Source organism: Niallia sp. Man26 (genome assembly GCF_022049065.2).
In the GTDB taxonomy this organism is placed as follows: Bacteria; Bacillota; Bacilli; order Bacillales; family Cytobacillaceae; genus Niallia.
The window spans coordinates 198,950-214,454 of record NZ_CP095746.1 but is presented as its reverse complement, the minus strand read 5'-3'; the positions used below and the strand labels follow the sequence as shown (position 1 = coordinate 214,454).

General features: G+C 33.8%; 14 protein-coding genes and 3 pseudogenes. 3 read left to right on the top strand and 14 right to left on the bottom strand.

The features are described from left to right. Nucleotides 1–6: 6 nt before the first annotated feature. From arsD to L8T27_RS28405, 11 genes and pseudogenes are all read right to left on the bottom strand, one after another. Complete coding sequence (gene arsD, locus L8T27_RS28455; protein ID WP_182103615.1) at nt 7–375, bottom strand: arsenite efflux transporter metallochaperone ArsD; 369 nt, start codon at nt 373–375, stop codon at nt 7–9. 23 nt (nt 376–398) lie between these two features. After that, nucleotides 399–1,697 carry an arsenic transporter gene (locus tag L8T27_RS28450; RefSeq protein ID WP_182103616.1) on the bottom strand — a complete coding sequence of 433 codons (1,299 nt, stop codon included), beginning with the start codon at nt 1,695–1,697 and terminating at the stop codon, nt 399–401. Between the two features lie 15 nt (nt 1,698–1,712). Beyond that, a complete protein-coding gene (locus L8T27_RS28445) occupies nt 1,713–2,072 on the bottom strand; it encodes an ArsR/SmtB family transcription factor (RefSeq protein WP_182103617.1) in 360 nt (119 codons plus the stop codon). Nucleotides 2,073–2,264: 192 nt separating this feature from the next. After that, entirely contained in the window at nt 2,265–2,603 is a 339-nt protein-coding gene (locus L8T27_RS28440; RefSeq protein ID WP_182103618.1) for an ArsR/SmtB family transcription factor, read from the bottom strand. Between the two features lie 337 nt (nt 2,604–2,940). Beyond that, nucleotides 2,941–4,311, bottom strand: a complete 1,371-nt coding sequence (locus L8T27_RS28435) for an NAD(P)-binding domain-containing protein (RefSeq protein WP_182103619.1) — start codon at nt 4,309–4,311, stop codon at nt 2,941–2,943. A 1-nt stretch (nt 4,312) separates the two neighbouring features. Beyond that, entirely contained in the window at nt 4,313–4,840 is a 528-nt protein-coding gene (locus L8T27_RS28430) for an arsinothricin resistance N-acetyltransferase ArsN1 family A (protein WP_237944443.1), read from the bottom strand. Between the two features lie 70 nt (nt 4,841–4,910). Next, nucleotides 4,911–5,369 carry a MarR family winged helix-turn-helix transcriptional regulator gene (locus L8T27_RS28425; protein WP_182103621.1) on the bottom strand — a complete coding sequence of 153 codons (459 nt, stop codon included), beginning with the start codon at nt 5,367–5,369 and terminating at the stop codon, nt 4,911–4,913. 481 nt (nt 5,370–5,850) lie between these two features. Beyond that, nucleotides 5,851–6,555: pseudogene (locus L8T27_RS28420) on the bottom strand (transposase); the annotation flags it as partial. A 280-nt stretch (nt 6,556–6,835) separates the two neighbouring features. Continuing rightward, a complete protein-coding gene (locus tag L8T27_RS28415; protein ID WP_182103622.1) occupies nt 6,836–7,045 on the bottom strand; it encodes a DUF2187 family protein in 210 nt (69 codons plus the stop codon). 367 nt (nt 7,046–7,412) lie between these two features. Beyond that, a complete protein-coding gene (locus L8T27_RS28410) occupies nt 7,413–8,297 on the bottom strand; it encodes a Ger(x)C family spore germination protein (protein ID WP_182103623.1) in 885 nt (294 codons plus the stop codon). A 218-nt stretch (nt 8,298–8,515) separates the two neighbouring features. Further along, nucleotides 8,516–10,167: pseudogene (locus L8T27_RS28405) on the bottom strand (APC family permease). Between the two features lie 336 nt (nt 10,168–10,503). Between L8T27_RS28405 and L8T27_RS28400 the strand changes: the two are divergent. From L8T27_RS28400 to L8T27_RS28390, 3 genes are all read left to right on the top strand, one after another. Continuing rightward, nucleotides 10,504–11,868 (top strand): TrkH family potassium uptake protein, encoded by a 1,365-nt coding sequence (locus L8T27_RS28400; protein WP_237944442.1) that lies wholly within the window; start codon nt 10,504–10,506, stop codon nt 11,866–11,868. A gap of 532 nt (nt 11,869–12,400) precedes the next feature. Continuing rightward, the gene (locus L8T27_RS28395) at nt 12,401–12,895 is read left to right on the top strand and encodes a CBO0543 family protein (protein ID WP_182103624.1); all 495 of its coding nucleotides are present in this window, start codon (nt 12,401–12,403) and stop codon (nt 12,893–12,895) included. A gap of 38 nt (nt 12,896–12,933) precedes the next feature. Further along, nucleotides 12,934–13,113, top strand: coding sequence for a hypothetical protein (locus L8T27_RS28390; RefSeq protein WP_182103625.1), 180 nt, complete (start codon nt 12,934–12,936; stop codon nt 13,111–13,113). 395 nt (nt 13,114–13,508) lie between these two features. On the opposite strand, the pseudogene L8T27_RS28385 reads toward L8T27_RS28390, so the two are convergent. The 3 genes and pseudogenes from L8T27_RS28385 to L8T27_RS29060 all read right to left on the bottom strand — a co-directional run. Then, nucleotides 13,509–14,377 (bottom strand): annotated as a pseudogene (locus L8T27_RS28385) (Tn3 family transposase); the annotation flags it as partial. 115 nt (nt 14,378–14,492) lie between these two features. Further along, nucleotides 14,493–14,693, bottom strand: coding sequence for a DUF4158 domain-containing protein (locus L8T27_RS29065; RefSeq protein ID WP_182103627.1), 201 nt, complete (start codon nt 14,691–14,693; stop codon nt 14,493–14,495). Between the two features lie 568 nt (nt 14,694–15,261). Next, nucleotides 15,262–15,363, bottom strand: coding sequence for a hypothetical protein (locus L8T27_RS29060; RefSeq protein ID WP_481858887.1), 102 nt, complete (start codon nt 15,361–15,363; stop codon nt 15,262–15,264). Between the last annotated feature and the right edge of the window lie 142 nt (nt 15,364–15,505).

Sequence of the window (15,505 nt, the reverse complement as noted above, 5' to 3'; positions counted from 1 at the left end):
TCCTCCTTATTTGTTATCTATTTGGATGAACTGTAATGGAGTTAAAGGTTTCTTTTCCACTAATTCTGTTTCTTCTAATGAATACCATTTTGCTAATTCCTCAGTAGTAGGATAGCTGGCTTCCTTTACTATTTCTCCATTTAATATAACTACCGGTAAACAATCTGTTCCTTTTTCATGCAACAACTTATTTACTTTGTTATTCTCAACAAAAGCCCCTGGGTCGTTAGCAAGATTAAACCTTTCGATAGAGAAACCCTTTTTACCTAACTGAAATATTGCTGATGCAATTCTTGTTAGTTCAGGATCAACTGATGGCCCACATACGCCTGTTGAACAGCACATTGCCGGATCAAATATTTGTACTTTTGTCATTATTAACTCCCCTTTATTTCTTATTATGAAAGGATGGAAAGCCACAGATATAAACCTATTAGAGTAATTAATAGGGTTGGAATAGTTAGGACGATACCTGTTTTGAAATAAGTACCCCATGATATTTTTACACCCTTCTGAGACAGAACATGAAGCCATAATAAAGTAGCTAATGAACCAATTGGTGTTATCTTAGGACCTAAATCAGAACCAATTACATTGGCATAAATCAACCCTTCTCTGATTATTCCAGTAGTATTTGTATCTGCAATTGCTAAGGCATCAATAAGTACGGTTGGCATATTATTCATAATGGACGATATAATAGCCGCAATGAATCCCATTCCAATAGTTGCAACGAATAACCCCTGGTCTGCAGTTGCTTGAATAACATTTGAAAGTAAGTCTGTCAAACCAACATTACGTAGTCCATAAATAACCACATACATTCCAATGGAGAAGAATACAATTGCCCATGGAGCACCTTTAATTACTTTCTTAATAGATACAGCAGAGCTTCTTCTTGCAAAAACTAGGAAAATAATTGCGATTACACCAGCGATGATTGAGACTGGAATAGAAAGAAATTCGCTTACGAAATAGCCAGTAAGTAATACAGCCAATATCACCCAAGATAAACGAAACATTTTCAGGTCTTTGATTGCATCTTGTGGTACTTTTAATTGATTTAAATCATAAACCTTTGGAATCCTCTTACGGAAATATAAATACAACACGAGGATACTTGCCACTAAAGAGAATAAATTCGGTACGATCATTCGGGAAGCATATTCTACAAATCCGATATCAAAGAAATCAGCAGAAACAATGTTTACCAAATTACTCACAACTAAAGGTAAAGATGTAGTATCAGCAATAAAACCACTTGCTATGATAAAGGGAAAAACCATCTTCTCTTCTAACTTCAACGCTCTAACCATCGCTAGAACGATTGGCGTTAAAATTAGGGCTGCCCCATCGTTTGCAAATAACGCAGCAACAATTGCTCCTAATATAGAAACATAAACAAACATCTTTAGACCGTTACCACCAGCAACCCTTGCCATATGTAGAGCTGCCCATTCAAAGAAACCAATTTCATCTAAGATTAATGAAATGATTATGATTGCTACGAAAGCCAATGTAGCATTCCAAACAATTCCTGTTACATCGACTACATCATTGAAATCAACTACGCCTACAAGAAGTGCTAAGATTGCACCGCCGCATGCGGACCAACCGATTGATAGGTTTTTCGGCTGCCAAATAACTAAAGTTAAAGTTAATAAAAAGATAATTATTGCTAGTATTGTTTGTAGCAAAGCTGTTAACCTCCATTAATAACATGTAATTCTTAAACCTTTTTCCTCTAACCAATCAAACTTCTCTCGTTGGCTAGGAACATGTTTTAATAATTCTCTTACTAATAGGTAGTATTCACTCGTTGTATTTAAAGAATAAACCACCCATTGTCCTTTTCTTTGTTCCTTAACAATTCCAAGGTCTCTCATTTTCCGTAGGTGCTGGCTAATAGATGGCTGTGACATCTGAAAAATTTCAACAAATTCGCAGACACAGCATTCTTGTTCAGCCAACATACTTACCATGGATAATCTTGTTTTGTCTCCTAAGAGTTTTAAAATATTGGCTGTATCCTTTACATCTATTACCTTTAAAGATTTATCTTCTTTTATCATTTTTATCCACCTCCCTTAACAGACTAATAATAATTTATATAAACATATTATTATTTACTTATATAAAGTCAAAAAATAGCCTTTATTGACTCATGTAGTAAACAAGTACTTTGCGCATATAATTATATGCTTATATATTAATTTATAAAAAAGTTAATGTCAATCACATTAAACATTAACCCCTTAACTTATTTAATCACATGAAATTCGCAATCCATTTTCTTCAAGCCAAATAAATTTTTCTTTTTGGCTCGGTACGTACTTTAAGATATCTTTTATCATAAAGAAGTATTGATTTTGTTGATCTAGAGAATAGATAACCCATTGCCCTTTTCTTTGTTCTTTAACCAAACCGGAATCCTTTAATTTTCTTAGATGTTGACTTATAGCTGGTTGAGACATTTGAAAAACATCGACAAACTCACATACACAGCAATCGTTTATCATAAGCATTCCCATTATGGATAATCTTGTCTTATCACCTAAAAGTTTTAAAATATTCGCTGTAATTTCTAATTGTTCTGAAGACATATTAATCATCCATTTCCGTTGAATTAACTTTATCATATAGTTGAGTACCATAGTATGCAAGAAAATAGGAGTTACCTTAACACCTATTTCCTTGCATCAATGCTAATTAATTAGCTAATTCTTTCTCTAATTCATTATAAGCTTGGATGAAATTGTTATAAGATATGTTTCCAAGCGTTTTTGCTTGATTCTTAAATAACCTCGTAAAGGTCTTCTCTCTTGCCATTTCAACTGACCCTCCCATACTGGTCATTATAAGTGTCAAGTAGGCTTTAAAGTACTCTTTACTTAGATTACCTCCATTATTTATAACCATAATACTCCCTCATTATTAATTTTATGAGCAACAAGAATCCGTTTCACAACTACTATCACTTTTAATATTTGAGAAATTCACACTGCAAACCCCAGTTTCAGGTAAATCTAGCTCTACTTTTTCTGCTGCTTCAATATCCCCTGCAATATATGCAGCAATCGAACGTACCTGTTCATATCCAGTAGCCATTAAAAAGGTTGGCGCCCTCCCATAGCTTTTAGAACCAACTACATATAGGTTCTTCTCCGGTTGTCTCAGTACCTTTTCTCCATGCGGTCGAACTGTTCCACAACTGTGTAGATTAGGATCAATTAAAGGAGATAGTTCCTCCACACTTTCCGTTGCAAAATCTACTTTTGTACGTAATTCGCTCAAGAAAGAATAGTTAGGTCGATTCCCTGTATTGACTATTACTTCATCAATTAGCTCAATCTCTGATTTTACACCTTTTATTTCGCCAATAATGGTTATGGTTGAGGTATTATTCTTTTTTAGTTGCTCTATTTTAAAGGAAGTGTACACTTGTATTATCCCTTTATCGACCATTTCATGGATTTTGCTCCCTAATAATCCTCTTGCTTTCAATGCATCCTTCTCTTCTCCACCATATGCATCTTCTACATGCTCTTTTCGAATAACCCATAAAATTTCTGTTGAAGGGTTCTTTTCCTTTAATATCCCTAATTCTAACAAAGCATTAATGGCAGAGTGCCCACTTCCTATAACTGCTACTTTCTTATTTTTGTAACGGCTTATACTTTCTCCCAAGATATCAGGTAAACCATAAGCGATGTTTTCCTTGAGGTGTTTTTCTGATTCTAACCAAACTCCACTAGAGTTTGCTGGGTTAGGATTTCCCCAGGTACCAGTAGCATCAATAACAGCTCTTGCTTCAATAGCTTGGATAGTGCCTTCATGCTCTGTATAAATAACAAATGGAACATTCTCTCGGTTAGCAGTCTTCAATTTATCGATATTTTTTTTTGCTATAGAAATGACTTTTGTATTTAAGGCTATTACTTCTTGTATTTCTGGAATCTTTGATAAAGGGATTAAATAATTTTCTACTAGTTCTTTACCGGTAGGTATTTCTTCTAAATTCGGCTTTTCCCATTTATATTTCTCTAATAAAGAAGATGCTGCTTTATCAATGTTATATTTCCACTGTGAGAATAACCTTATATGTTTCCATGTTAGAATGTTTGCTCCCACTTCGGTTCCAGCTTCTAGTAGAATAACTTTTTGCTTATATTGAATCAAATGAGCTGCAGCAGCTAAACCAACGGGACCTGCCCCAACAATAGCAATAGGTAGTTCTTTATCGATAGTCGTTTTTACTTGAGATTCATCAGATGGCTGACAGCAAGATGATAAGATATTAAATTCAGACATATTAATTACTCTCCTTTGTATTCAACAAATAGTAATTTTGATCAAAAAGCAGCTTTTCCATTATCATTACATCTACAAATTTGCCTCTTAATCTTCCTTGATTTTTAAATAATCCAACCTCCCTATAGTTTAGCTTTCGGTATAAACCTTGGCCTAAAGTATTTATAGGAAATGTAGAGAGCACAAGTTTGTAGAAATCCTGTGATTTTGCTTCTTCTTCTAAGACATGTAATAGTTGCTGTCCTATTCCTTGTCCCCTAAATCCCCTATGTATATATATGGATAGTTCTCCTACGCCATAATAAGCAGCCCTAGTATTATATGGGTTTATGGAAGCCCAACCCATAATTTCTCCTCGTTCATTTGTTGCAACAAAAGCGCAATGTCTTCCACTATGAAGACTAAACCAATTGTTTATATAATTTTCATCTTTTAAATCTTCTTCGAATGTGGCTAATCCATCTTCAATGCCTTGATTATAAATCTCTAATATTTCTAATAAGTCCCTTTCCTCCACTTTCCTAATCACTTCTTCTACCTCCTCAATTGACTTGTTCATTAATTGACTTTATCAAATATAATATTTAATGAAAGCCACCTTATTTGGTGGCACAACTACCTAATCCATTATTTTTATTCATTGCAACCAATAGCAAACTTAGACTTTCCAAAACCTGTTGATGCTTATCTTCCTGTATATGTTCGAAAATATTACCGAGATACTCCACCATTTGATTGGAAATTTCATCTGCCTTCGATTCCCCTTCATCTGTTAGTGACAGAAGGACATATCTTCTATCATTAGGATCTGGAACTCTTGAGATGAAGTGAAGCTCAACCAATTTATTCACTTGACGACTTAAAAGTCCTGTATCCATCATTAATTTTTCTGCCAATGTCTGTTGAGATATATTCGGACTTTTACTTAACTCATAGACAATGTGACTTTGTGATACTGTAATTCCACAACAGTCAGAACCATCTTTTTGAAGAAGTCCAAAGTCCCTTACCAACTGTTGTAACAATTCACGTATTTGAATTTTATCCTGTGTTTTCATATATCATCGCCTCAAATTAAATGTTAACGTCATTAATTGATAATGTCAAATGTTTTTTCTTATTAAACTAAACTCCCTCAATAAACAAACAATTATCTCTTAAATACGCAGCTTTTCTCCATATTGCTATCTAACTTGTTTAACTTTACAGATTTGGTTAGAGAGAAAAGAGCACAATCAAGCTGTTTACGAAGAAACTGAGCGCAAGAAACTAGCCAACCTTCGGTTCATTTCAAAAAGTTGGATAAATAGGTATGTACGCACCAATGGATGTCCACATATCTTACGGGGGTCTACCCTCCCAAGTCTCACAGAGTCTACGCTCCTACATTCCTTCGTTCAACCTTTCCATAAGGTGGATGTTGGTCATGCTGCCCTACAGGATCTTGTCCTTACGTTAGTTCCGTTGCCGACTAATCCCATGCTGATTTTGTCTGTTCATCTGTTCAAATCTATTTGTTAATAGTTAGTTTTTTAGTGATTAAGCTGCTATTGGTTCTTGGATAAATGCATGCATATGGGGGATGTCCTTCAACATCTTCTCCTCTTTAAACACAAACTGTTTCTTACCAATAGAGAAGAGTATACGGATGAGCTTATTACACAAAGCAATTAAAGACTGCATCTTTTTCAACGGATTATCAGGTCTCGTTGTGTAATATTGATGCAGGGCTTTAAAGGCTTTATTCTTGGCTACTAGAATCATAGATGCCCGAAACAGTAGTGCCCTTAATTTCTTTCGACCACGTTTCGTAATCCTGGTTCTCCCTTTATGCTTTCCTGATGTATTTTCTTTTAAGCTAAGCCCTGCCAGTTTGGTTATTTGACGAGGATGATTGTATTCACTCAAATCACCTACTTCAGCGAAAAAACCCGCCACTGTATCGCGTCCAATTCCCGTTATTTCTAACATTTGATCAACGCCTGGAATATCTTGAAGTAGTGTATCCAGAGTTTGGTCAAGCTCTTCGAACTTGGCTTGAATGAGTTCATACTTTTGGATTAACGTTCTTAATTCCATTTTAGCCATCATGGCACCCTGACGGATGCCAATCGAGCGATTGGCGGCTTCTTTTAAAGCTTGAATCTTCTTAATCCCTATACTACGTTTCACTGCTTGCCTTAGGTATTCTAGTAATTCCTCTTCTGTATATCTCACCAGTTCTTCTGGTAATGCTTGAAGCTGAGACCTCCGAGTAGATATTTTGTCCTTTTTAGCTGGCTGGCTCAGGACACATTTATCTTATCAAGAGGTCTTTTTTCTTTCAAATCGCATTTTCAGTTATTACAGGAATGCTGCCATGTTTGTGACACAAGATGGATCTCTATACTTATTATAGGAATGCTGCCATGTTTCTACCAAAACCTATTTTTCTTCATTTATTACAAGAATACTGTCATTCCAATAACATAAAAAAGGCTGCTAATTGCAACCTTTGAATAAAAAAATATGTATTAGAAATAAATTAAGCAACTGTTCCGTTCTTGTCTATAATCTTGTATTTGTTATTATTCACCAATGTTAAATTAGTCTCATAATGTAATTTTTCAGCAATATCACTGTCTATTTTTACAATTACACTATTCTCCAAAAAAATTGTTACATAACCTAAAACATCATAGCTAGCCCTTTTAAAATGAACAAATTGACCTATGGATGCTTTTTTATTTCTCATTTTTCCCATTCCTTTCTGTATAGCTTGTTTCTTCCAATTTAATACTAAATAAATGCCAAAAATAGCTCTGAGCTTCTAAGAATTTTATGTATTTTGTTGCAAATATTTAAAATTTATCCCCCAAATAAATAAGGTTCAAACTTTTTAATGATTTAATAATGGGAATATATAAAATAGGTTACTGGTTCATGTCATGTACACCTTAAGAGAAATTTATGATTAAAAAGAGCTTGCGATAATTCACCTATTATAAGATTTTCTTTTGTCCATAATTGATACGGGAATTGTCCAACTACTGGATTGTTTTTGTGAAGACTTATATACTTTCGCTTCTCTGATGGTTATAAAAAAAAGGAAATCTCCCCTCTCATTTCATAATTGCCGGATCTTTTCTTAATCCACTTCTTTTGATTTCTGAATTAAAATTAATATGTATTTGTGCTTTAGCATACCCATCATCCCAATTGTCTTTATATTGTTTAAAATGCTTATAATCCTGGTCTCTAAGCAACTCACCTAACCCAAAAATATCCGCATTAAATTCCTCTTTTGTTTTATTAATAAATTCTTTTATTTCTTTTTCCATCTTTTTGTTAATTGAATCTTCTAATCCCTCAAACGCAAAAATGTCTTTAAAATTGTGATAAATATCAGTACCTTCTAAAGTACCTTCCGTTTCTATTTTAATATGAAAGTTAGGTACTCCATTTAAATCTTTCGCAGAAACTTCTGTTTTAGAAGCAGTAATACGATAACCAAACTTTCCTTTTCCAAAAATTGATGTTATTACTGTACTCTTAATTTTATTTTGTACAAAAAGCATATCCCTTATTTCATACAAGGAGGCATAGCCAACAAGTTTCCCCGCTTTTAAAACAGCCAAGGAGTCAACAATTACTTGACTCTCAGGTTGTTCACTTTTCATATTTTCTACATTTCCCCCTTTTTTCGGATCACCAGCTAATTTAACCGCTGCAAGTACGGGAGTTTGGCCCTGAGAATTATATATCCGAACATAATCATTTAATTTAATATCTGGTGCTCCACCCCAATCTTTTTGCATCGTCGTTAATTGGGTAAATAGCTTCAGAGAAGCACTTTTTTTATACATATTATTTACTTGTAAAATATCACCGGCACTGTTCCCTTTTACAATAACGATACTAAAATCATCTCTTATTTCTCTGTTTCGATCTACAAAATCCAAAAACCCCAACATTCCCTTTTTCGTAACTTCTTCGCTTATGGCCAACAATCTCATATGAGAATAGATAGGGCGAGTGGCAGCGGCAATATTAAACTTGTCCTATCCCAACATCCAGCCAAGAGAATAATTAAAAATATAAGGAATAAATAATTTAACCATTTCATACCTTTGCTCCTCAGGTTGTATTTCTACTAGTTTGTGAATAATTGGATTTATTATCCTAAAAAAAAGATACCCTTTTTAGGTATCTTTTTTCTTATAGATTATTCTTTAAAATGGTAAGGTACCGTTGAAACAATAACATTTCTTTTATATAGAAGGAAGGTCCTAATTAACAAGCTAGACTGGTTATGCAAAATATTATGCCATCCTTTTCGTAGTACAAACTGTGGTATAACTACTGTTACTCGATAATCTGACTCTCCTGCTTTATATTCCACCGTATCAATAAATTTAGTTAAAGGCTGGATAATACTTCGATATTGGGAATGTAAGGTAACAAGACGGACATCCGGTTGCCATTGATTCCACTTCTCTTCAAATCTCTTCTCATCCTCACGGCTAAACGCCACATAAACAGCAATTAATTTATCAGGATTTAACGATTTTGCATAGGCAAGAGAATTGTTCACAACACGAGTAATACCTGCAACTGGTACAACTATAACATTGCCTGATATATCTTTCACTTCAGCTAAGTCAGTAATTCGCAATTGTTCTCCTACAGAATCATAATGTTTTTTTATCTTATAAAACACATACACAATAACCGGAACGAATACCAATACAGGCCATACTTGTGGGAACTTTGTAAGGAAGAACATCATGGTCACTATGAAGCAAATAATAGCACCCAATGCATTAATAATAAGTTTCCCTTTCTACCCTTCTGGTTTTTCTCGCAACCATTTAAGGACCATCCCTGTTTGGGATAAAGTAAACGGAATGAATACTCCTACCGCATATAAAGGAATGAGTGACTCTGTTTTTCCTTCAAATACAATAATCAGGATAATGGAAAAGAAAGCTAAAAACAAAATACCATTTGAATAACCTAGACGATCTCCTCTAATGGTAAACATTCTAGGAATAAACTTATCTTTTGCTAAGTTTACTGCTAATAACGGGAATGCCGTATACCCTGTATTAGCTGCTAAAATAAGAATAAGTGCCGTTGTACCTTGAACAAAATAATACATTCCGTTTCTACCGAATATTTCTTCTGCAATTTGGGAGACCACTGTTACATCTTCACGTGGAGAAACTCCTTAAAAATAGGCTAGAGAAACAATTCCAGTAAATAAAATGGCTAGTAACACACCCATCGCTATTAGCGTTTTAGCAGCATTATTAGGTGCCGGTTCTTTAAAATTAGGTATTGCATTTGAAATGGCCTCGACACCTGTTTAATGCCGAGCTACTAGAAGCAAATGCTCTAAGGAGCAAGAATAAAGTTACCCCTTGAATGGGAGTACCAATTGGTGAATGTAATTGCTCTGATACTTAGTAAAGCTGATGTAATAGCATCTGTTCCAGCAGAGACACTTACAGCAACAGTTAAAATATAATCAACTAACAAAGAACTACCAGCAACCAATCCGACATTAGTTCCTAGATTATTTTTTGATACAACGTATGCGCCTCCACCATGTGGATAAGCAAAAATGATCTGACGGTAAGATAATATTAAAGCAGTTAGTAAAACTAGTACGCCCAAAGCAATGGGCAAAGAATACCAATAGGCTGCCGTACCTAACGTTACTAATACTAATAATATCTGTTCCGGTCCATAAGCCACGGAAGATAAAGCATCGGATGAGAGTATGGCCAATGCCTTTTTCTTGTTGATTCTTTGCTCTCCTAATGCATTCGATTTTAATGGTCTTCCAATTAATAATCTCTTTAGCGAAATCATTTTACACCTCTAAATTATTATTCAGTTATTATAGTCCCCTTAACTAATAAAACAACACGTATTGTTGCAAGGAAACTTGTTTATCATACTACTGCATAAAGATACTGTAAATAGTCGTTTTTAGAAAAAAGACTATTTACAGTTCAGTTCTACTCATTTAAAACTTAGAAGCAAAAAAATAATATAGTCAATTATTTTTTTGTGATATATTAACATCCATAAAGTAAAGAATAAGATTCCAAGATCTAGTTAAATCATTAAAAATCTATTTGTTGTAAATAAAAAATAAGTGTAAAATTCACTTGAATACTGATAATTAATAATTGGAGGATAATTGTGAAAATAACTAAACCGGAAGGTATAAATATTATTGGGAGTTTCTTGAAGTTTAATCCTGCACAAGTATTATCCATTGGATTCCTTTCTCTTATCTTTGTGGGTGCATTTCTCCTCATGTTGCCTATATCAACAAATGATGGATATGAACTTTCTTTTATTGATGCTATATTTGAAGCAACTTCTGCCGTTTGTGTTACTGGATTAGTTGTAGTTGATACTGGTACGACTTTTACAGTATTTGGTCAATGTGTTCTTTTATTTTTAATCCAAACTGGTGGATTGGGATTCATGACCATTGGAGTTGTCATCGCTATATTCCTTGGTAAGAATATTGGATTAAAAGGAAGATTGATCATTCAAGAATCTTTAAATCAGCTTTCACTGGAAGGTATGGTACGACTAGTAAAATTCATCCTCCTTTTTACCTTACTATTCGAGGCAATTGGTGCTTTGTTCTTAGCAATTCGTTGGTCTGCTGATTTTGGTTTCCCAACTTCTATCTATTATGGTATATTTCACTCTATTTCGGCCTTTAATAACGCAGGATTTGATATTATGGGAGATTATCGTAGTATCACTGGCTATGCCGGTGACTTTACTGTAGTTTTTATTCTAACTTCTTTATTACTCATTGGAGGTCTGGGCTACACGGTTATATTAGATATTTGGAAAAGAAGGTTTTCAGGAAAGCTTTCCTTACATTCAAAATTAGTCTTATGGATCACAGCCTTTCTTATCATTCTTCCTACAATTCTTATATTTGTATTAGAATTTAATAATCCTGGAACATTGGGTCCCCTATCTCTAAAAGATAAATTTTTAGGAGCTTATTTTCATGCAGTAGTCCCAAGAACTGCTGGGTTTAACAGTTTAAATATGCCTGAATTAACACTGAGCACTCAGTTTATTACGATGATTTTAATGTTTATTGGTGGAGGTTCAGGTGGAACTGCTGGAGGAATTAAAGTGACAACATTTATTATCATTCTTCTTGCCGTCTGGAACTTAATTCGGGGAAATGATGATATAAACATAATGGAAAGACGTATTCCCAAAGATTTAGTATATAGGGCTTTCGCTATAACAGTATATTCTATAGGTATCGTTTCATTTATTTTGTTTATTTTAACCATTACAGAAGATGCACCATTAAATGTAATCCTATTTGAAGTAATTTCCGCTTTTGCAACTGTAGGCATGTCATTAGGAATAACCCCTGATTTAAGTCCCGTTGGCAAAATTGTTATTTCCCTTCTAATGTTCATTGGACGAGTTGGGCCATTGACAATAGCCTTTGCATTAGCCAAAAAACATAATAAATTACCTTATAAATACGCAGAAGAAAAAATTATGATTGGTTAAAATTCCATACTACATACTCTTATAATAATCTTCCTACTAAGGAGGATTATTTATATTTTGTGAAAGATTACAATGAAATTAAACGGCCTTGCTACATAAATAAGGCGAAAATCATTTAGTCCTATCTCTTACAGTGTATAGAATCCCATTATATATAGACTAATGTATAGAAATCTAAGGAGGTATTCACACACTGAATATTATAGGTGGAAATATGGATTTCAAAGAAAAGCCCCCTTTTAACCGAAAAAGTTGCTGTTTAAAAGTTTTATAACTCTCATTTAAATATAAACCTGTTTTTTTCATTCAAGTAAATATCTTTTTTGATATGTCAACAAAAGGACATGCTGCATATTATATTACTAGGTTTTTCAATTGTTTGCCTCCAGCCTATTTTTTTCTACGCTCTTGGAAAGTAGAATCTAAATAGTGTTAAGGTACCAACAAATTACTGATTTAGTTAATCATAAATAAACTCATAATAACTTCTCCTATTTAGGTTAAATTAATAAAAAATATAGGAGGATTAAGGATGAAGAAAAGGAAGCAGGAAAAAATCCTATTACGAACATTTTTTATTATATCTATAGTGGCTTTTCTTAACATACTTCGAAAACCGCCATTAAAAGATTGGCTAATTATTTTCTTATTAAAAAGTTATATCGCCTCCATTTTAGATAATCTTTTAGTGAAAAAGGGATATTTAAAATACCCAGTAAAAACATTAAAAACTTTTGATATTAGTGTTTTATTTAGTTATCTTCTTTTTCCTGTGACCTGCATTTATTTCAACCAAGCAACTAAAAATTCAAATATATTAGACATATTTATTAAATGCTTTTTATTTAGTTTTCCATCTGCCGTTGCTGAACATTGGATTGAAAGGAAAACAAATTTAATTAAATATAAAAAATCTTGGACTTCCTTACATAGTTTCTTTTCCATTGCAGCAACCTTTTTATTTGTTCGATTTACTATGATACTTATTAGAGTAGTGGCTTCTAAGCAACTAAGAAAAACTGATTGATTAACCGCTTACCTTCGCATACGTGAAGGTTTCCTTGTTTGTTTTATACAGTTGAGGACAAAGAGAATGAATATGAATGCAGATATGAAGGAGGGTTAGGTTCTGGCGGACATATGTCACTTGACTATATTGTATCACCTCCTTTGCCTGATGATATGACTCGAATTCGGTTGATTTTTAAAGAGTATGATGAACCATATAAAAGCCTACAGGTCTAAAATTTTTTATTACCGTGGGTAAATAATACCTTCTTTAACTGACGTAAGAAGATTCCGAGTTGCGATTAGCAACTCATTTTTTTTTATTGTAACTAATATGGCAGCATTCGTATTAATGTAGAAATCTATTCTTTTGGAACAAACGGGACGAAAGTTGTTGTTTTATACGAAATCAACCAAAAACTTTAACCTAGCCTTAAAAAAAGCATCTTTATAAGTTAAAACGCTTAGGGGTCTATATAAACCCCAAGCATTCTTTTTTTTGACAATTAATGAATTATGGAATAGATTTTTTAATACAAATCTATTCTTCCCTTTTAATAAAGGGCAAAACTAGGTCATGTATTGATAAGCCTGTATTTTCGAGTATTGCCCTTAAAAAATCATGTAGTCTAGCGCCCATTTTCAGCATTAATCCCTTCACCACCAAAGAAGATCCACTTGCTAAACCCATTAAAGGCTTCACTTTTATAGGTAGCAGCTTGAATAGTTCCTCTCAGTTCATCGTCAGCCATATATTTTAATAAAAACATGGTTCGTATCACTCTTCCAAGCTCATGAAACGCCTGATACAGCTTGTTCTTTTTACTGTATGTCCCTAGTTTACTTGAGAATGGTAGATGGAGTAATTTTACCTGACTGGATTGACATAGCTACTCTAATCATATCTGGATAATGAGTCTCAATGAGATCCAAATCGATTTCTCCTTAAAAAAGTTCATCAATATGCTCATAGATCTCTTCTTTACAAGGACGGAATAATTTTAAATCTTTCCAATTTCGAATCCTAGGCAACAGCTGAATACCTAGTAAAGAAGAAAGCCCAAAGACTGTTGTACTATGTCCCTGAGTATCGGAAGGAGAATTTCGGGTTGAATATCGGCTTTATCATTCATCAAAATGTCTAAAATATGGATTCCTTCCCATACTCCACAAGGAAATAAAATTGCTGAACAAAGCTATAGGTATCGGAAACGTCATAATAGCCAATACCACAATATCCTCCATAAAGAATATGGTTTCGGATAGAAGGTTTGCTCATATAAATCCCATTTGAATCCGCCAACTGTCGGCTGAAGCTCTCCTTCCATCACCCCCGATTTTTGGAAGATTGAATTGGTTATAGGCATTGATAATATATTGAATGGCTTTGTCTAAGTTTAATTGTTACATGACACTGATTAATCCATGCTATTTGTTTTCTATCTAAACTTCCTATGAATCGGGCCTTTTGAGTTGGTCCTAAATTATATCCATAGAAAAAAGGCATTTATAATGTATCGTTCTACTTCGCTGTCTAATTCATCATTTAGTGCATGGTCTATCTGATGATAGATGGCACGATAGTATTTATTTCTAACGTCATTAGCTGTATTTTTTTAAGTATTATAGACAGATAATTCGTATCGTTGACAGATTAATTCCTCAATTGCAGCATTGATTAAGTCGGTCGGATCATCTTTGCTAAATGTTAAATTGGTCATTGTATGAACCGACATTTGTTGGGCCAGATGATCAAACGGGCGAATCTGAAGATAATCTCGAACAAAGAGAAAATGGCGTGGCCGTTCTCGTTTCAATATACGTCTTCCACTCTTCTACGGCTGGCAAAGCAAGCGTGCCTTTTTCGCAATATGCATAGCAATCGCTTCCGGAACATTGATCATCTGGATAAAAAATCCAAGCTTCTGTACAGTTTTGATTAAAACGAGTAATGCTAATTGCTATAAGGTTCCTTTAGACTTAACCTCTGCCCATTTGATTACACTTACTGTTGGGGTGTACACTTCTTCCAAGTCTTTCTCCGTCAGATTAATTTTAAACAGAGGATAAATAGTATCCTGAATACTTGGCAATAGGTTTTATCTGATTCTCCGTTATTTCCATAATGACCCCTCAACCTACGAATCGCTTCCGTACCCCGTATTTTTCAAAAATATAAGTTTGTACAGTAACTAGCACATATTCACAAAATTGAATATATTGTATATTTGTTCATTTCATTTGGCTACCTGATATTAAGTTGGGTAGTTTTTTTGTTTGAAGAGAAGAGAATATAAATTACTAATTTTTAATAATTTTTGAACTCCATTCTTTAGGTAGTTATTTATTGAATAACACTTCTTCTCTTCTAGTCAGCATAACTAACTAATGGCAGGGTGCTTTATACTGAGTCGATGTAATGCCATAACAAAACCCATTTATGCGGTTATAATAATGCCAACATCCTAATACTTTAGTTTTTAATATCTCCCCACCAAATAGATCATTTACAACTAATGGATACTCCCTATTGACCTTTTGTGGGATTTTTAAGTGACCAAAGAGTACTTCTTTAATATTTAGAGATTTGTAGTTATATATTGAATCATGTTACTAAAAAACAAGTGTT